The organism is Terriglobus albidus (assembly GCF_025685425.1).
Taxonomy (GTDB): domain Bacteria; phylum Acidobacteriota; class Terriglobia; order Terriglobales; family Acidobacteriaceae; genus Terriglobus; species Terriglobus albidus.
This window is the reverse complement of record NZ_JAGTAS010000024.1, coordinates 39,916-54,636: the sequence shown is the minus strand read 5'-3', so window position 1 is coordinate 54,636 and position 14,721 is coordinate 39,916. Positions and strand designations below refer to the sequence as shown.

The following is a 14,721-nucleotide window of genomic DNA, read 5'->3' as shown; positions in this document are numbered from 1 at the left end:
CCGGTCAGCAGCCGGCGATGGCCCATGCGCACGAACCAGCCACTCCTTCTACCTCGTTGACGGTAACCGGCCCAACCGGCAAGGTTCTGAAGCTGTCCCCGGACGATCTGAAAGCCATGCCGCACAAGTCTGTGGAGCTCTTCAACGAACACAGAAAGGTAAAGGAAACCTACACGGGTGTGCCTCTGACTGACTTGCTGAAGCAAGTCGATGCACCTACCGGAGAGAAGCTCCGCGGCAAACTCTATCTATTGGGAGTCATCGCCGAGGGCACAGACCACTATCGCGTGCTCTATTCCCTTGCCGAAGTGGATTCCGCCAACCATACCGGCGATGTCCTGGTTGCAGACCAGATCGACGGGAAGCGCCTCGCCGCCGACGGAGCCTTCAAGCTGGTCTCCACGGAAGAGAAGCGGCCCGCGCGCTGGGTGCGGAATCTGACCGCCATTACGGTCAAAGCGATCGAGTAGAGCATTTTCCCTGTTGCTGGGTATCCCGGAAGAGGCGTGCGGCGGCGTTTTCATTGCGGAAAACGCCCATAGATGCGGAATTCCTACTCTACACCTACACGGAAAATGTTCCAGCTGCCACCCTCTCCAGAACTTCAAGGGTGAACTGCGCAACCGCGATCTCGCCGCGCAAGACAGCGTCCAGCGGAAACCAGGCCGCATCTGCGGCATCATCTCCGCAAAGCAGCTCACCTCCTGTGACTTCACAGAGAAAATCCACCAGGACGTAGTGGTATCGAACACGATCTTCTTCGCGGAAGATCCGTTCCAGGGTCTCGGCGTGGCGTACCACCCGGACGTCCAGCCCGGTCTCTTCCCTGACCTCGCGGATCACTGCGGCTTCCAGGTGTTCTCCTAGTTCCAGACGGCCGCCAGGTAACGACCACTCGCCCTTGAGCGGTTCTCGTCCGCGCCGCACCAGCAGGACCTTGCGGTCCCGAAAGACGATAGCCCCTACCCCAACAACAGGAACGCTGGGATACTCGCGTGTGTCGCTCATTTCAGCGGTTTGCCGAACTCTTCGCAGAAGACCGTGTGCGAGAACGGGAAACGGCCACCATTGAATTTGTCAGGTCCCTGCATCCGTCCGAGCGCCAGTACGGCGACAACCCAGTAGCTCATGGGCAGGCGCAGTACTTCATGCACCTTATCCTGCTCGAAGCCTTCCATCGGAGCCGTGTCGTAGCCCAAGACCTCGGCCATCAACAGCATGTGCGTAAAGGCCACCATGACCTGCTTATTCAGCCAGCCATGCATCTGGTCGGAGTTGAACTCGGCGAAGTAGTGGGGAATGCTCTCTCGCGATGCCGCTGCCAGGCTCTCGGACATGCCACCGCGGAGCCCGGACGTGATCACTTCATCCAGATCCTTACGCCAGGCGTCGGCATCACCACAGGCGACAATCACTGCACTGGCCTCTTCCACCTTGGCCTGGTTGAAACAGGCTCCACGCAGGCGGCGCTTCTGCTCCGGCTGCTGCACCACGATGAAACGCCAGGGCTGCAGGTTATAGCTGCTGGGGGCCTGCAACCCCGCTTCCAGAATCTTCCGCAGATCGTCCTGCGGCATCGGTTCGCCGTCAAAGCTTTGGCTTGCACGGCGGTCACGAATCGCCTGGGCGAGTGATTTGATCTCGGCGCGGCTCATGCGTTCCTGTTCTTCTACTCCCTCAAAAACGTGGCCGTGGCCCGTACTGCTCAACGCAGGTTCTCCATCGGCTCTTCGGTGGCAAATGGGCTTGCCCCCGGCGTCTCCGATGATACCCATACTCCATGAAACGCTGAACGAAGCTCAGGATACGCGAGGACGAGCGTTCGCGCAGCCTCAGAGTTTCGTTTTCGGGTGGCCGCGGCATCACCGGCCGTATCTACCTTGAGATGTACGACCAAGTCCACCTTCTCTTTGCTGGAGCTATCGTCGAAACCAAAGCCCGTAATCCGGTACTCTGTCCCATCGGTCGCACGCAGTACCAGCGGCTGGTCCACGGAGACACCTTTCTGTAGTACCGGCGGCGCAGCGGTGGACGCCTCTGTCTGCAGCTTTTCCAGATGTGTGCTGCTTATAAACCCTACCGGCTGCAGTAGCGCCGCAGCCTGCTGATAGTACAGCCACGCATTCCATGGCTGGTTCTGCTTGGCCATCGTGCGGGCCGTCGTCCAGTAGTACAGGCCATCCTTCCCTGCCGAGGTCGACGCCTTGGGATACAGGCCGGCAAGCTTCCATCCACTCTCGTCGCGTAGCAGCATGCTGATTCGCCATGGATTCGTACCGGATGCATTGACAATGGCGAAGGCATATTTGCCCGCCGGCAACCCGGCGATCGTGAAATCCGTCTCCGCCGAGCTCTGGTTCAGCGTGCAGAAAAACTGCCCCGTTGCAGGAGACCCATCCGCATTGGGCTTCAAGGAAGTAGCGTCAAGAAGCCACACACTCTCCACGGCCAGCGCCGCGCCCTTCAATTTAGGAGCCGTATCCCCGGTCAATGACGCTACTGCAGCGAAGTTGCCCGCGAGCTGGGCACTGCTCTGCGCCTTGATGGAAGTCGCATCGTTTGCCTGCAACGCGGCGGCTACCGTACGGGCAACTGTGGCAATGCCGTCGCGCTCGGCCGCCTGCATCTGAGACTGGGTCGTGCACGTCTCCGCCATCAACGGACCGGCGGCTAACAGAACAGCAAACAGCGCAGACAAACGCTTCATTTCGGAACCCCGCCTGCGGATGTTTCGGCCATTGCCTCCGGCCAGCCCGCAGCATTGATAGTCTATTGGAATAGACGCGAAATGCGCCTATTTCGCGCCCGATCAGCGTCTAATCCCTATATATGCCGCGCAATCCTACTGTTTCCGGCGTTTTTCTCGTTCTGCTGGCCTCGCCTGTGCTCGTCACCTTTGCCCAGGCGCAGCAGAAATCAGCGCAGCAGAAACCATCTGCCACGCTTCCGCCAACGGCGCCGACGGCCCTTGCACCGGCTCCCGCACCCGTCCCTCAGGCCACACCAGTTCCGCCGGCGGAGCCAGCGTCCATTACGTTTGACAACGGCACTCTGACGGTAAAGACCCAGAATTCCAGCCTGAACCAGATTCTTCGTGAGATCTCCCGCAAAACCGGGATGAGCATCACCGGAGGCGTCAGCGAAGAGCGGGTCTTCGGCACCTACGGGCCGGCGCCTGCCGGCGAGGTCCTGCGCCAGTTGCTCGACGGCACAAAGAGCAACATGCTGTACCAGGAGGCCACGGCGGCCTCTCCGGCGCACCTGACGCTTACCGCGCGCCAGGGTACAGCAACGCCGCCTAATGTCTTTTCAGCGGCAGCCGAGCGCGCCGGCAATGAGGATGAGCCGGTCATTCCCCGGTCCGACGCCGTACGCCCGGGGCAGCCCCAACCCGGTCCCCTCGGGTATGGACCCGGCGGACAGCCGCAGCCCGCCCAACAGCAGGATGGCGCCCAGCAGCCCCTGCCAACACCATCTGACTCGTCAACACCCGACTCGAATCCTCAGCAGCAACCCCAACAGCAACAAACGCCGAACGGTGTGAAGACGCCGGAGCAGCTCCTGCAGCAGCTCATGCAGATGCGCCAACAGCAAACTCCGAAATAGCTAGGGCGTTGTCTCAGAAGTTCTTGTCAGAAATGTTGTCATCTGCTGAACGAAAGGGGTCCCCAGACAGCTTGCTGTCTGGGTTGATGAAGCGAAGCCTGTTTGTCGGTAGAGAGCAGATTTCTCCGCTATCGTTACGAAATGACAAACAAAAAACGAAAGAAGGGAGCCCAGGGGCTCCCTTTTCTGTTGAATACTTTCGAATCTCTCTATCCGGCAATCGTCCGTGCCGGCGCCGCGGAGACACGTGTCGCCGCAACCGAACGCGCATGCACACGGAAGATGGCGAACAACGCCTGGCAAATGCCGTAAGCCAGCAAAACACCTGCTGCCAGTGATGCCAGAACCGCACACAGAATCATGACTGATGTCACCACGACCACTCCCTGCTGAACACGCACCTGTGTGGTCAGCGTCCCTATTATTTCAACACATGTGTGTTAAGCAAGTACGACATTACCCCATACTATTGCCGCTTCAGATACGACTTTCCCGAAATAGCATTGCCTGCCGATGAATACCTCCGGTTTCCGGAGGATGTACTCTAGAGTTTTGCGGCCTGACCGCAAATCGGCGCCTATGAGCATCACTCACATTACGGTCCGCGGTGCTCGTCAGCACAACCTGAAGAACATCTCTGTCTCTATTCCCCGAAACACCCTGACGGTCGTAACCGGCCTTTCCGGCTCGGGAAAGTCTTCTCTCGCCTTCGACACCATCTACGCCGAGGGCCAGCGCCGCTACGTTGAGACTCTTTCGGCCTACGCCCGCCAGTTCCTCGACCAGATGGAGCGCCCCGATGTGGACGCCATCGAGGGGCTGTCCCCTGCCATCTCCATCGAGCAGAAGACCACCTCCCGCTCGCCCCGCTCTACCGTCGGGACCATTACCGAGATCTACGACTATCTGCGCCTGCTCTACGCCTCGGTCGGCCAGCCCCATTGCCCGCAGTGCGGCCGTCCGATCAGCCGGCAGTCTGCCGACCAGATCGTCGAGCGCATCGTCGCCCTCTCGCCGGGTGAACGCATCACCGTCTTCGCCCCCATCGTGCGCGGCCGCAAGGGAGAATTCCGCGAAGAGTTGGAGGCTTTGGACCAGCAGGGCTTCCGCGCCCGCATCGACGGCGAGATCACCGAAATCACCGAGGGCATGCGCCTGGAAAAGCGCAAAAACCACACGGTCGAAGCCATCGTCGATCGCGTCATCCTCAAGCTTGGTCCCGATGGAAAACCGGATACCCGGCGACTGGAAGCTTCTGTCGCAAAAGCCCTGCAGATGGCCAACGGCCTTGTTTTGATCGGGATAGCCGGCATGGACGAGACCCTGTACTCGTCCTCCATGGCCTGCCCGGAGTGCGGCATCAATGTACCGAAGCTCGAGCCCCGCAGCTTCAGCTTCAACTCCACCTACGGCGCCTGCCCTGAGTGCCACGGCCTGGGCTCCATCTACGACTTCGATCCGGCCAAAACCATCACCGACTGGTCCAAACCACTACTCGACGGCGCCATGGGACCAGGATCGGCCTCGCAGTACCTGCTGAAGCTCATCAAGCTGGCTGCCGAGAAGTACAAGATCGACCTGAAGAAGCCCTTCGAATCGCTGCCGGATGCTCATCAGAAGCTGCTCCTCTATGGGCCTCCGAAGGGAGAGACCGGGCGCACCGGCTTCCACGGCATCCTTGCCTACCTGCGCGATTCCCTGGAAGAGACCAGGTCCGAGGGCTATCGCGAGTACATGATGCAGTACATGTCGGCGAGCATGTGCCCTGTTTGTAAGGGGGCCCGTCTGCGGCCCGAGTCGCTGGCTGTCCGGGTCGATGGACGATCGATCGCCGAATTCACGGCGCTCTCTCTGGACCGTGCTCTCGATACCGCCAGAACACTCAACTTCACCGGACGCGAGCGCATCATCGCCGACCGCCTGCAGCGTGAGGTCATCGAGCGCCTGGAGTTCCTGAACGCCGTCGGTCTCAGCTATCTCTCTCTGGATCGCTCTGCCGCGACTCTCTCCGGCGGCGAGGGCCAGCGCATTCGTCTGGCAACCCAGATCGGCTCGCGCCTGAGAGGCGTGCTCTATGTGCTGGACGAGCCTTCCATCGGTCTGCACCAGCGCGACAACCAGCGCCTGATCTCCGCACTTGAGAGCCTGCGGGATATCGGCAACACCGTACTGGTCGTCGAGCATGACGAAGACACCATCCGCAAAGCCGACTATGTGATCGACATCGGCCCGGGCGCCGGCAAGAACGGCGGACATCTCCTGCTGCAAGGCACACCGCAGCAGATGATGGAAGACCCTCATTCGCTGACCGGCCTTTATCTGTCGAATCAAATTGCAATCTCAGCGCGTACCGAACCCCGTCCCCTGACCGGCAAGTGGGTTACGGTGGAAGGCGCTCGCGGGCACAACCTGAAGGATGTCACCGTGAAGGTGCCGGTTGGCATTATGACCGTAGTGACCGGCGTCTCCGGCTCGGGCAAGTCGACCCTGATCAACGACACGCTCTACCGTGCCTTGGCACAGAAGCTCTACGGCAGCCGTGAGGAGCCGGAATCATATAAGTCGATCAAAGGCTTCGATGAGTTCGACAAGGTCATTCAGATCGACCAGTCCCCTATCGGGCGTTCTCCCCGGTCCAATCCGGCGACGTACACGGGTGTCTTTACCGCCATCCGTGATCTCTTCGCCATGCTGCCGGAGTCGCGCGAGCGTGGTTATAAGCCGGGACGTTTCAGCTTCAACGTGCAGGGCGGCCGCTGCGAGGCGTGCCAGGGCGATGGCCAGCGCCGCATCGAGATGAACTTCCTGCCCGACGTCTATGTGCAGTGCGAGGTCTGCAACGGCCGCCGCTACAACCAGGAGACGCTGGCGGTGAAGTTCAAGGGCTACTCCATCGCCGACCTCCTCGACCTGGCGATCGAAGACGCACTGCCCATCCTGGAAGACATTCCTAACGTTAAAACCAAGCTGCAGACGCTGGTTGACGTTGGCCTTGGCTACATCCATCTGGGCCAATCCGCCACGACGCTGTCCGGCGGCGAAGCGCAGCGTATGAAACTGGCCCGCGAACTGTCCAAACGGCAAACCGGACGTACGATGTATATGCTCGACGAGCCGACGACTGGTCTGCACTTTGACGATGTTCGCAAGCTGCTGGAGGTGCTGCACCGCCTCGCTGACCTTGGCAATACAGTCCTGATCATCGAGCACAATCTCGATGTCATCCGCAACGCCGATTGGATCATCGATATGGGCCCCGAAGGAGGTACAGGCGGCGGTACCGTGGTAGCGGCCGGCACGCCGTCTGAGGTGGCAAAGGTGAAGACATCGCATACGGCTGGATTCCTGATGCGCTACTTCGCACCGGCGGTGAAGTCCGGAAAGAAGGCCAGGAAGTGAACGACATCGACAAGGAACGGGCAGAAGAGAACTTCCGGCGCCTGGAGGAGGCTCTTCAGTCCCGAGCTCCGGTAGTCCGCCAGCCGCATCTCGGCTACGGAGTCGCCTTTGCTGCTTCCGCCTTCCTGTTGTTGGTCGTCGCAACCCTCGTCCTGTCCTTTGTCATCGGAAGCCACGACGGCAAGGTACAGAAGGATAGTCTGGAGAGAATTGCGAGTCTGCCTCGCATGTCCGTCTATGCCATGGGGATCGGCTATCTAGGCACCTTGGTCTGGAGCTTCTTTCTTTACCCTCACTTCTGGAAGCGGCCCTACTTCGATGTGCTGCAGTGGAACTTCGCAGCAGTACGCCGTTACTGGCCTTTGCTGCTCACGGGCGGAGTGGGCCTATCCGTTGCAGCGGGAATTGCCGAGCGCTTTGTCTCTGTACCGGACACCGCACCGATGAATGCTTTCTTCAAAGATCGTGCCGATCTATGGCTGATCACAATCTTCGGTTCCACCGTCGCGCCCTTCTTCGAAGAGATGATGTTTCGCGGCTATTTTCTTCCTGGCGTGGCCATCGCCTTTGACTGGCTGCGGCTTGAACGCTCGGATGCCGCTCGCGCTCACTGGGAATCGAGCAGTACCGTCAGCCTGCAGGCGGTGATCTTCTCGGGCATCTTTACCAGCATTGGATTTGCCGCGCTGCATGCCTCTCAGTTGGCCAACACCTGGGGTGCGGTGTTTCTTCTCTTCTGTGTCAGTTGCGTGCTTACCAGCGTCCGCGTGCGGTTGAACTCTCTGGCGGCCTCCACGCTGCTGCACGCTTCGTACAATGCCACGCTCTTTATGGTGACCTTCATTGCTACCGGCGGTTACCAGCATCTGGAGAAGCTGCAGCACTAGGGCATACTCCAGGTTCTACAATCTCCATTGAGATGAACGACCGCGAAGCCCTTCTGAACCTCATCGCCACACTCTCCTTCCGTCTGGGCGATTTCACGCTCTCCTCCGGCGCCAAGTCGGACTACTACATCGACTGCCGTATCACCACGCTGCACGCTGAAGGCGGCCGTCTGACCGGCCTGGTGCTCTACGATCTGATCCGGCAACACTTTCCTCAGGCTGAAGCGGTAGGCGGCCTGACCATGGGTGCGGACCCGGTCGTCTCCAACACCGCCAGCGCCTCTGCCTGGTACGCCAAGGAGCATCCAGGCACACCGCTGCTCAATGGCTTCCTCGTCCGCAAGCAGCCCAAAGGACACGGCGCGGGACGCCAGATCGAAGGCTTCCTGAAGCACGGAGCCAAGGTCGTGGTTGTGGATGACGTCTGCACCACCGGCGGCAGCACCATCACCGCCATCGATGCCGTAAAGGCGGCAGGCATGGACGTTATCGGCATTCTCTGCCTTGTAGACCGCGAGCAAGGCGGCCGAGCCAACATCGAGGCTGCTGCAGCGGGTGCGCCGTTCATTAGCACCTTCACCGCAAATGACGTGCGTGCCGCGCATATCGCGCTTCCAACTCAAAAGTAGCAATAGGTAAGGTTCGCCGATACCCTAAGATCTGACCATGCTCTGGGTGCCCCATGTCCCTCGGGGACATGGGCCCGGCCTTTAGATATGTCCTTCTCGATCAGCTTCCGCGGTGAACCAGATGTGATTGACGAAGAGCTGCGTTTAGCCCATGGCGATCTCGTTATTGGAACATTTCATGAGGAGCTCTACGCCAATGTGTTTGAACTGAGCAGGGCTGACTACGAAGCACTCTGGAAGCTCGCACTGGAGACGGTTCTTTCCGGCCAAAAGGCGGCTCTTATCGTGTACTACGTTAGCCCCGAGCACTCTTCGAATATGGAATGGTGGCCGATGTATCCCGACGGAGATATCGTCTATTTTCAAAACCAGATGCCCTGGCATGATCGGTTTCGGGAGCCGTTTTCTCTGGATGCTCCGTTCGCTCTCCTCCACAATCGTCGAACGATCTCCGAAGACAGTGGAGACAAAATCTCCGAATGGGCCATAACCCGTTCTGAAATAGAAGCCTTCCTCCGCACATTCCCTGCATCTCCATCCCGCCCCGACCCGGCTTCCTGAGCGGTAAACTGTAATAGACATGATTCCTACCCTCGAATGGACACCCGAAGGCGTCCGCTTTATCGACCAGACGAAGCTGCCGCTTGATGAAATCTACGTCACCGCGACCAGCTATCAGGACGTTGCCACCATCATCCGCGACATGATCGTGCGCGGCGCTCCTGCCATCGGCGTCTCCGCCGCCATGGGCATCGCCCTCGGTGTCGACCGCAGCTCCGCCGCCACGCTTGACCAGCTCAGCGCTGAAGTCGAAGAGATGAGCAAGGTGCTCGCGGCTACCCGTCCCACCGCGGTGAATCTTTTCTGGGCGATCGATCGCATGAATGAGAAGTACAAGGAGCTGCTCGCAAAGCCCGGCATCACCATTCCGAAGATCAAGGCCGCGCTCATCGCAGAGGCACAGGCCATGTACGACGCCGATATCGAAGCCTGCAGGGAGATGGGGGCTCACGGCGCTGCCCTGCTTCCGCGGAAAGGCACCGTACTGACCCACTGCAACGCCGGCGCTCTGGCCACCTGCGGCTATGGAACCGCGCTCGGTGTTATCCGCGCCGCCGTAGAACGTGGCCACAAGATCGACGTTCTCGCCGACGAGACGCGACCCTATCTCCAGGGCGCGCGTCTCACCGCCTGGGAGCTGATGCAGGACAACATCCCCACCACCGTTCTGTGCGACAACATGGCCGGCACCCTGATGCGTCAGGGCCGCATTCAGGCCGTGATTGTCGGCGCGGACCGCATCGCCGCCAACGGCGACGTCGCCAACAAGGTCGGCACGTACTCCGTCGCAGTTCTGGCCAAGGAACACGGCATTCCGTTCTACGTAGCCGCCCCATGGTCGACCATCGATCTGGCGACAGAGCACGGTGACCAGATCCCGATCGAGCAGCGTTCTCCGGTTGAGGTCACGCACTCGAACGGCAAGCAGATGACCCCGCACGGTGTGGGCATCGAAAACCCCGCATTTGACGTCACTCCCGCGAAGTATGTGACGGCGATCATAACGGAGCGCGGCGTCCTTCAGGCACCTTACGAGATGTCGATGAAGGAGATGCTTGATGCGGAGTCTGCGGTGTCGGCCGATTAGTTATCCCCAGAGCGAAGCCCTCTTTGCCCTGTTTCAACCCCATCTGAAATCCCTGCTGCGAGGCTCGCTGCTGTCCATGCTGAGCTTTGCGCAGGGTTTCTTCTTTCCGGCTGCTATCGCGAAAGCGTGCTGCTGCGTATCTACACCGCTCTGATGGTGCTGATGATGGTGCTCCTCTTTCTGCTGTATCCCTATGCTCACTGGTTGCCCTGTGCAGCCTGGTAGCAGCAAGCGCCTTCCTCGCGAGAGCAGTACCATGGAAAGATGGCAGTACCGGCCTTGCTCGACCTTCGTCACAAGTCGCTGTTACGTGGGGGTCTGCTGGTCTTTGGATCATTTGCCATCGGCATCTGGCTCTCCGACTTCCCCAATAGCCGGGCAACGCTGTGGCTCATATTGCCAACGCTGGCCTCCTTCCTCGGAACCGTCGACTGCCTCCGCTGCATGCGCCGCCAATGGTCCTGGTATCACGGAGGCGTACTTTTGCTGATATACGCCGATCTGCTGGTTATCACCCTATTGCTCTTCTTTCTTCTGTATCCTTATGCGCATTGGCTTACTAACGCGCGCTGATGGCTATCGTCGGCACGCGTTGAATACGCGTAAGGAGACCTGGCATGCTGAAAGGCTTTCGCGACTTTATTCTTCGTGGCAACGTCGTTGACCTTGCCGTCGCCGTCATCATCGGTGCGGCATTTGGCGCAATTACCACTTCCCTGGTTGGTGATGTCGTTACCCCGCTGATCGCCGCTACGGTGGGCAAACCGAACTTCGGTTACCTGGAGCTGCACGTCGGTAGCGGTGTCGTGAAATACGGCAACTTTCTAAATGCCATCATCACCTTCCTGCTGAATGCCGCCGTCGTCTACTTCTTTATGGTGCTGCCCATGCAGTACCTGCTCAGGCGATTCAATCCTCCTCCTCCGGCCGATACCCGCGCCTGCCCGGAGTGCAAAAGCGACATTCCCAAGGACGCCACACGCTGCAGGTACTGCACGCAGCCAGTAACTGCCGCCTAGCTCGCGTCGCGGTCGGCAAGCGTGGCCTGGGTGCTGTACTCTGTCCTTCATACAAGATTCACGATAGGAAGGATCTTCACGAGTGCATCGCACCCAGGCTGTTGCCATCTCTCTTGCCTTTGTCAGCCTCGCCGCCGTAGCGCAGTCGCCGTCCGTCTTCGGGTATCGTGACTTCACCCAGCAGCAGAAGTGGGATACGACCTTTCTTGCCGTGCCCGACCCCAAACTCGCCGGCCAGCACCTCAAGACTCTTACGGCCGAGCCCCACTGGGCCAGTTCCCCCGAAGACCTGAAGACAGCACAGTACGTCGCGGCTAAGTTCAAAGAAGCCGGTCTGCAAACCGAGATCGTCCCCTATCGCGTGCTTCTGAACAAACCAAAGAAGATCAGCATCGAGGCCTTCGACAGCAAGGGCAAAAAGTTGATGTCCGGCCCGACCAAAGAGCATGTCGACGGCGACCCCTTCCAGGACGATCCGCGCGTTCTGCCGGCCTTCAACGGCTCCTCCCCTTCGGGTGATGTCACCGGCGAGGTCATCTACTGCAACTACGGCACGCTTGCCGATTTCCGAAAGATCAAGGAACTCGGCATCGATATGCACGGCAAGATTGCCCTTGTGCGCTACGGCCAGAACTTCCGCGGCGTAAAGGTCTATATCGCCCAGCAGATGGGGGCCTCCGGTGTGCTGATCTACTCCGATCCGGCCGACGATGGCTGGGTCAAAGGTGACAAGTATCCGCAAGGCGCCTTCCGTCCGGACAACGCCGTCCAACGTGGCAGCGTGCAGTTCATCGCCAAATACACCGGCGATCCCGAGACGCCCGGAGTCGCCTCCACCGAGAAGCTGCCGGACTCCGCCCGCCTGCCCGAGAACAAGCTGCAGGACGACCAGCCCAGCATCCCGGCCAATCCCCTGAGCTACCAGGATGCCCAGCCAATTCTGCGTGCTCTCGGCGGGCCGGAGTCACCCCGCCCGTGGCAGGGCGCACTTCCCTTCACCTACCATCTCGGCGGCAAAGGCGTTACCGCACACATGCATCTGGAGCAGGATTACGCCGTACGTACGATCTGGAACGTCATCGGCAAGATCCCTGGCACGGACGCTCCGGATGAATGGGTGATCGCCGGCAATCACCGCGATGCCTGGGTCTACGGAGCAGTTGACCCGAACAGCGGAACAGCCGCCATGCTGGAGACGGTTCACGGTCTGGGCGAGCTGCTCAAACAGGGTTGGAAGCCGAAGCGCACCGTCATCATCGGAAGCTGGGACGCGGAAGAAGAGGGTCTGGTCGGGTCGACCGAGTGGGCCGAGGAACACGCTGCCGAGCTCCAGCATGCCGTCGCCTACTTCAATACGGACGTGGGTGTCAGCGGTCCGGATTTCGGAGCCTCTTCTGTCCCCTCCCTGCAGCAGTTTGTTCGCGAAGTTACCAAGTCTGTCCCCAGCCCCAAGGGCGGCAGCGTCTACGACCAATGGAAGAAGTCACAGGAAGAGGGTCGCGGACGTGGAACCTCCACCAGCGCCAGCAACGTCGTGACCTCCGTCGATAATGACGTAAAGGTCGACGCTCTTGGCTCCGGCTCCGACTACACCCCGTTTATTCAGCATATCGGCGTGCCGGCGACGGATATCGGCTCCAGCGGCCGCTACGGCGTCTATCATTCGGTGTTCGATAACTACGCATGGTTCGTCAAGAACGCTGACCCGACCTTCGTCTACGAGCAGCAGCAGGCCCGCGTCTTCGGGCTGGAGATTCTGCACATGGCCGATGCCGACGTGCTGCCGTATGACTATCAGGCGTATGGAAAGGCGGTAGAGGAGTACATCTCCACCGCGAAGAAGAAGGCATCGACCGATGGTTTGACACTGAACTTCGACGCCGCAGCCGCCGCGGCCAAGCGGTTTGAGGCTGCCGGTTCGGCAGTCCGCACACGGCAGAACAGCTTCAGCGGCAACCTGAAGGCGCTGAATGACAGCCTGCGAGCTGTCGAAGGCGCTTTCATCTCTTCACAGGGCCTGCCCAATCGCCCCTGGTACAAGCACGTCATCTACGCCCCGGGTGAGTACACCGGCTATGCCGCGGTGGTGATTCCAGGAGTGAATGAGGCCATGGAAGGCGGCATCAACAACAAGCCGGATGCGGCTCTTGCCCAGGCGCAGCTTGGAGTCCTGACCGAAGCGCTCAACCAGGCCGCACAGATTCTGGAAGGCGTTGCCCACTGATGATGGCTCGTTGCCTCGCACCCACGGCTGCGCTGCTGTTGTCCATGCTGGCAACTGCATGCCGGCATGGGCAGAGTGCGGCGACAGCCGAATCAGGCTTCCGCTTCGAGCCACAGCCGCATCAGCTGCCGTTCGCGTTGATGAGGCCGGTCGTGGCCTCGGCGGTCAACGGAGACCTCTATCTGCTGGGCGTTGACCGCTCCCAGGGCGGGTCGAAGCTCGCACTAGCAATCAGCAACGACGCGGGCGATCACTGGGGCCAACCAGCGGTGCTCAACGCCGCCGGAACCATGGTCTCCACCGCAGCGGAAAACGCACCGCAGATAGCGGCACGCGGCATGTATGCCTATGCGCTGTGGCAGCAGCACGATGAGGCAGGTTCAACGACGCTGCAGTTTGCCCGCACCTCGCCCGGCATGGCGCACATGCCACCGCATGTCGTCTCGCCGGTGGACAAACCCGCCGGCGATACGAGCTACACAGGCTTTGCCAGCTTCACGGTCGCCCCAAACGGCGATATCTATGCAGTCTGGCTCGACGGCCGCGCGCCGGCTTCGGCCGCTGGAACCTTCTCTGTCTACCTGGCGCGATCGACCGATAAAGGCATGACCTTCCAGCCCAACGTCCGTGTGGCAGATCTCTCCTGCCCCTGCTGCCGTCCGGCGGCTGCGGTTGCACCGGACGGCACGGTGTATGTGGTCTACCGACATGTCTACGATGACAATGAGCGGGATATCGCCATGGTCAGCTCGCACGATGGTGGACAACATTGGAGCTCCCCGATTCGCGTCTCGACCGACCGCTGGAAGCTCTTCGGCTGTCCTGAATCCGGCCCGGTGATCGCCATTCAGAAGAACAACCCGATCGTGAGCTGGTACACCGCGTCAGAGCAGAAACCGGGCATCCGCCTGGCAGTTTCCTCCGACAGGGGAAAGACCTTCCAAGCGGCGAGACCGGTAAGTGACGGAAGTCTCTCGGCCAATCATCCCTATTTGGCGCAACGGGAAGACGGCTCCATCGCCGTCTCCTTCTCAGGACGCGCTGCAGGCCAGACTGGCGAGTGGTCTCCACTGGTGCCGTATGTCTATGGCGTCTCCGCCGAAGGCGCCGTCTCGCGTGCCTCGGCGCTGCCTTCTGTCGTTTTGGGAGGACGGTATCCCGCTACGTCCCTCGGTCAGGATGGCTCGGTCTATGTCGCCTGGTCAACGGAAGAGGAGCAGCCAAAAACCTTCCTGGCCCGCGCCACGATGCATTAGACCATTTTTCCCTGTTGCTGCGTATCCCGGAGAGCGTGCAGTGGCGTTTTCAT

General features: G+C 60.2%; 15 protein-coding genes. 11 read left to right on the top strand and 4 right to left on the bottom strand.

Translation table 11 applies throughout. The features are described from left to right. Window positions 1-17: 17 nt before the first annotated feature. On the top strand, window positions 18-470 hold the full coding sequence (locus OHL21_RS03500) for a molybdopterin-binding protein (protein ID WP_263415855.1): 453 nt from the start codon (window positions 18-20) through the stop codon (window positions 468-470). 94 nt (window positions 471-564) lie between these two features. On the opposite strand, the gene OHL21_RS03495 is transcribed toward OHL21_RS03500, so the two are convergent. From OHL21_RS03495 to OHL21_RS03485, 3 genes are read right to left on the bottom strand one after another with little or no spacing between them, the layout of a single operon-like run. After that, a complete protein-coding gene (locus tag OHL21_RS03495) occupies window positions 565-1,008 on the bottom strand; it encodes an NUDIX hydrolase (protein WP_263415854.1) in 444 nt (147 codons plus the stop codon). Continuing rightward, window positions 1,005-1,655 (bottom strand): nitroreductase family protein, encoded by a 651-nt coding sequence (locus OHL21_RS03490; protein ID WP_263415853.1) that lies wholly within the window; start codon window positions 1,653-1,655, stop codon window positions 1,005-1,007. The genes OHL21_RS03495 and OHL21_RS03490 overlap by 4 nt, the downstream gene beginning before the upstream one ends. Before the next feature lie 50 nt (window positions 1,656-1,705). Continuing rightward, a complete protein-coding gene (locus tag OHL21_RS03485; protein WP_263415852.1) occupies window positions 1,706-2,707 on the bottom strand; it encodes a hypothetical protein in 1,002 nt (333 codons plus the stop codon). A 122-nt stretch (window positions 2,708-2,829) separates the two neighbouring features. Here OHL21_RS03485 and OHL21_RS03480 point away from each other — a divergent pair, with 122 nt between their 5' ends. After that, on the top strand, window positions 2,830-3,606 hold the full coding sequence (locus OHL21_RS03480) for a hypothetical protein (protein ID WP_263415851.1): 777 nt from the start codon (window positions 2,830-2,832) through the stop codon (window positions 3,604-3,606). Window positions 3,607-3,815: 209 nt separating this feature from the next. On the opposite strand, the gene OHL21_RS03475 is transcribed toward OHL21_RS03480, so the two are convergent. Then, on the bottom strand, window positions 3,816-3,983 hold the full coding sequence (locus OHL21_RS03475; protein WP_263415850.1) for a hypothetical protein: 168 nt from the start codon (window positions 3,981-3,983) through the stop codon (window positions 3,816-3,818). A gap of 202 nt (window positions 3,984-4,185) precedes the next feature. On the opposite strand from OHL21_RS03475, the gene uvrA reads away from it, so the two are divergent. The 9 genes from uvrA to OHL21_RS03430 all read left to right on the top strand — a co-directional run bounded on the left by uvrA (window position 4,186) and on the right by OHL21_RS03430 (window position 14,668). Further along, complete coding sequence (uvrA, locus tag OHL21_RS03470) at window positions 4,186-7,005, top strand: excinuclease ABC subunit UvrA (protein WP_263415849.1); 2,820 nt, start codon at window positions 4,186-4,188, stop codon at window positions 7,003-7,005. Continuing rightward, the gene (locus OHL21_RS03465) at window positions 7,002-7,892 is read left to right on the top strand and encodes a CPBP family intramembrane glutamic endopeptidase (RefSeq protein WP_263415848.1); all 891 of its coding nucleotides are present in this window, start codon (window positions 7,002-7,004) and stop codon (window positions 7,890-7,892) included. Before uvrA ends, OHL21_RS03465 begins: the two co-directional genes overlap by 4 nt. A 32-nt stretch (window positions 7,893-7,924) precedes the next feature. Continuing rightward, window positions 7,925-8,521, top strand: coding sequence for an orotate phosphoribosyltransferase (pyrE, locus tag OHL21_RS03460; RefSeq protein WP_263415847.1), 597 nt, complete (start codon window positions 7,925-7,927; stop codon window positions 8,519-8,521). A gap of 87 nt (window positions 8,522-8,608) precedes the next feature. Then, window positions 8,609-9,082, top strand: a complete 474-nt coding sequence (locus tag OHL21_RS03455; RefSeq protein WP_263415846.1) for a hypothetical protein — start codon at window positions 8,609-8,611, stop codon at window positions 9,080-9,082. Between the two features lie 19 nt (window positions 9,083-9,101). Beyond that, window positions 9,102-10,169 carry an S-methyl-5-thioribose-1-phosphate isomerase gene (gene mtnA / locus OHL21_RS03450; RefSeq protein WP_263415845.1) on the top strand — a complete coding sequence of 356 codons (1,068 nt, stop codon included), beginning with the start codon at window positions 9,102-9,104 and terminating at the stop codon, window positions 10,167-10,169. A gap of 264 nt (window positions 10,170-10,433) precedes the next feature. Continuing rightward, on the top strand, window positions 10,434-10,742 hold the full coding sequence (locus tag OHL21_RS03445) for a permease (protein ID WP_263415844.1): 309 nt from the start codon (window positions 10,434-10,436) through the stop codon (window positions 10,740-10,742). Between the two features lie 44 nt (window positions 10,743-10,786). Continuing rightward, window positions 10,787-11,188: a large conductance mechanosensitive channel protein MscL gene (mscL, locus tag OHL21_RS03440; RefSeq protein WP_263415843.1), complete on the top strand. Its 402-nt coding sequence runs from the start codon at window positions 10,787-10,789 to the stop codon at window positions 11,186-11,188. Window positions 11,189-11,270: 82 nt separating this feature from the next. Next, the gene (locus OHL21_RS03435; RefSeq protein ID WP_263415842.1) at window positions 11,271-13,412 is read left to right on the top strand and encodes a M28 family metallopeptidase; all 2,142 of its coding nucleotides are present in this window, start codon (window positions 11,271-11,273) and stop codon (window positions 13,410-13,412) included. Beyond that, window positions 13,412-14,668: a sialidase family protein gene (locus OHL21_RS03430; protein WP_263415841.1), complete on the top strand. Its 1,257-nt coding sequence runs from the start codon at window positions 13,412-13,414 to the stop codon at window positions 14,666-14,668. Before OHL21_RS03435 ends, OHL21_RS03430 begins: the two co-directional genes overlap by 1 nt. Window positions 14,669-14,721: the final 53 nt, after the last annotated feature.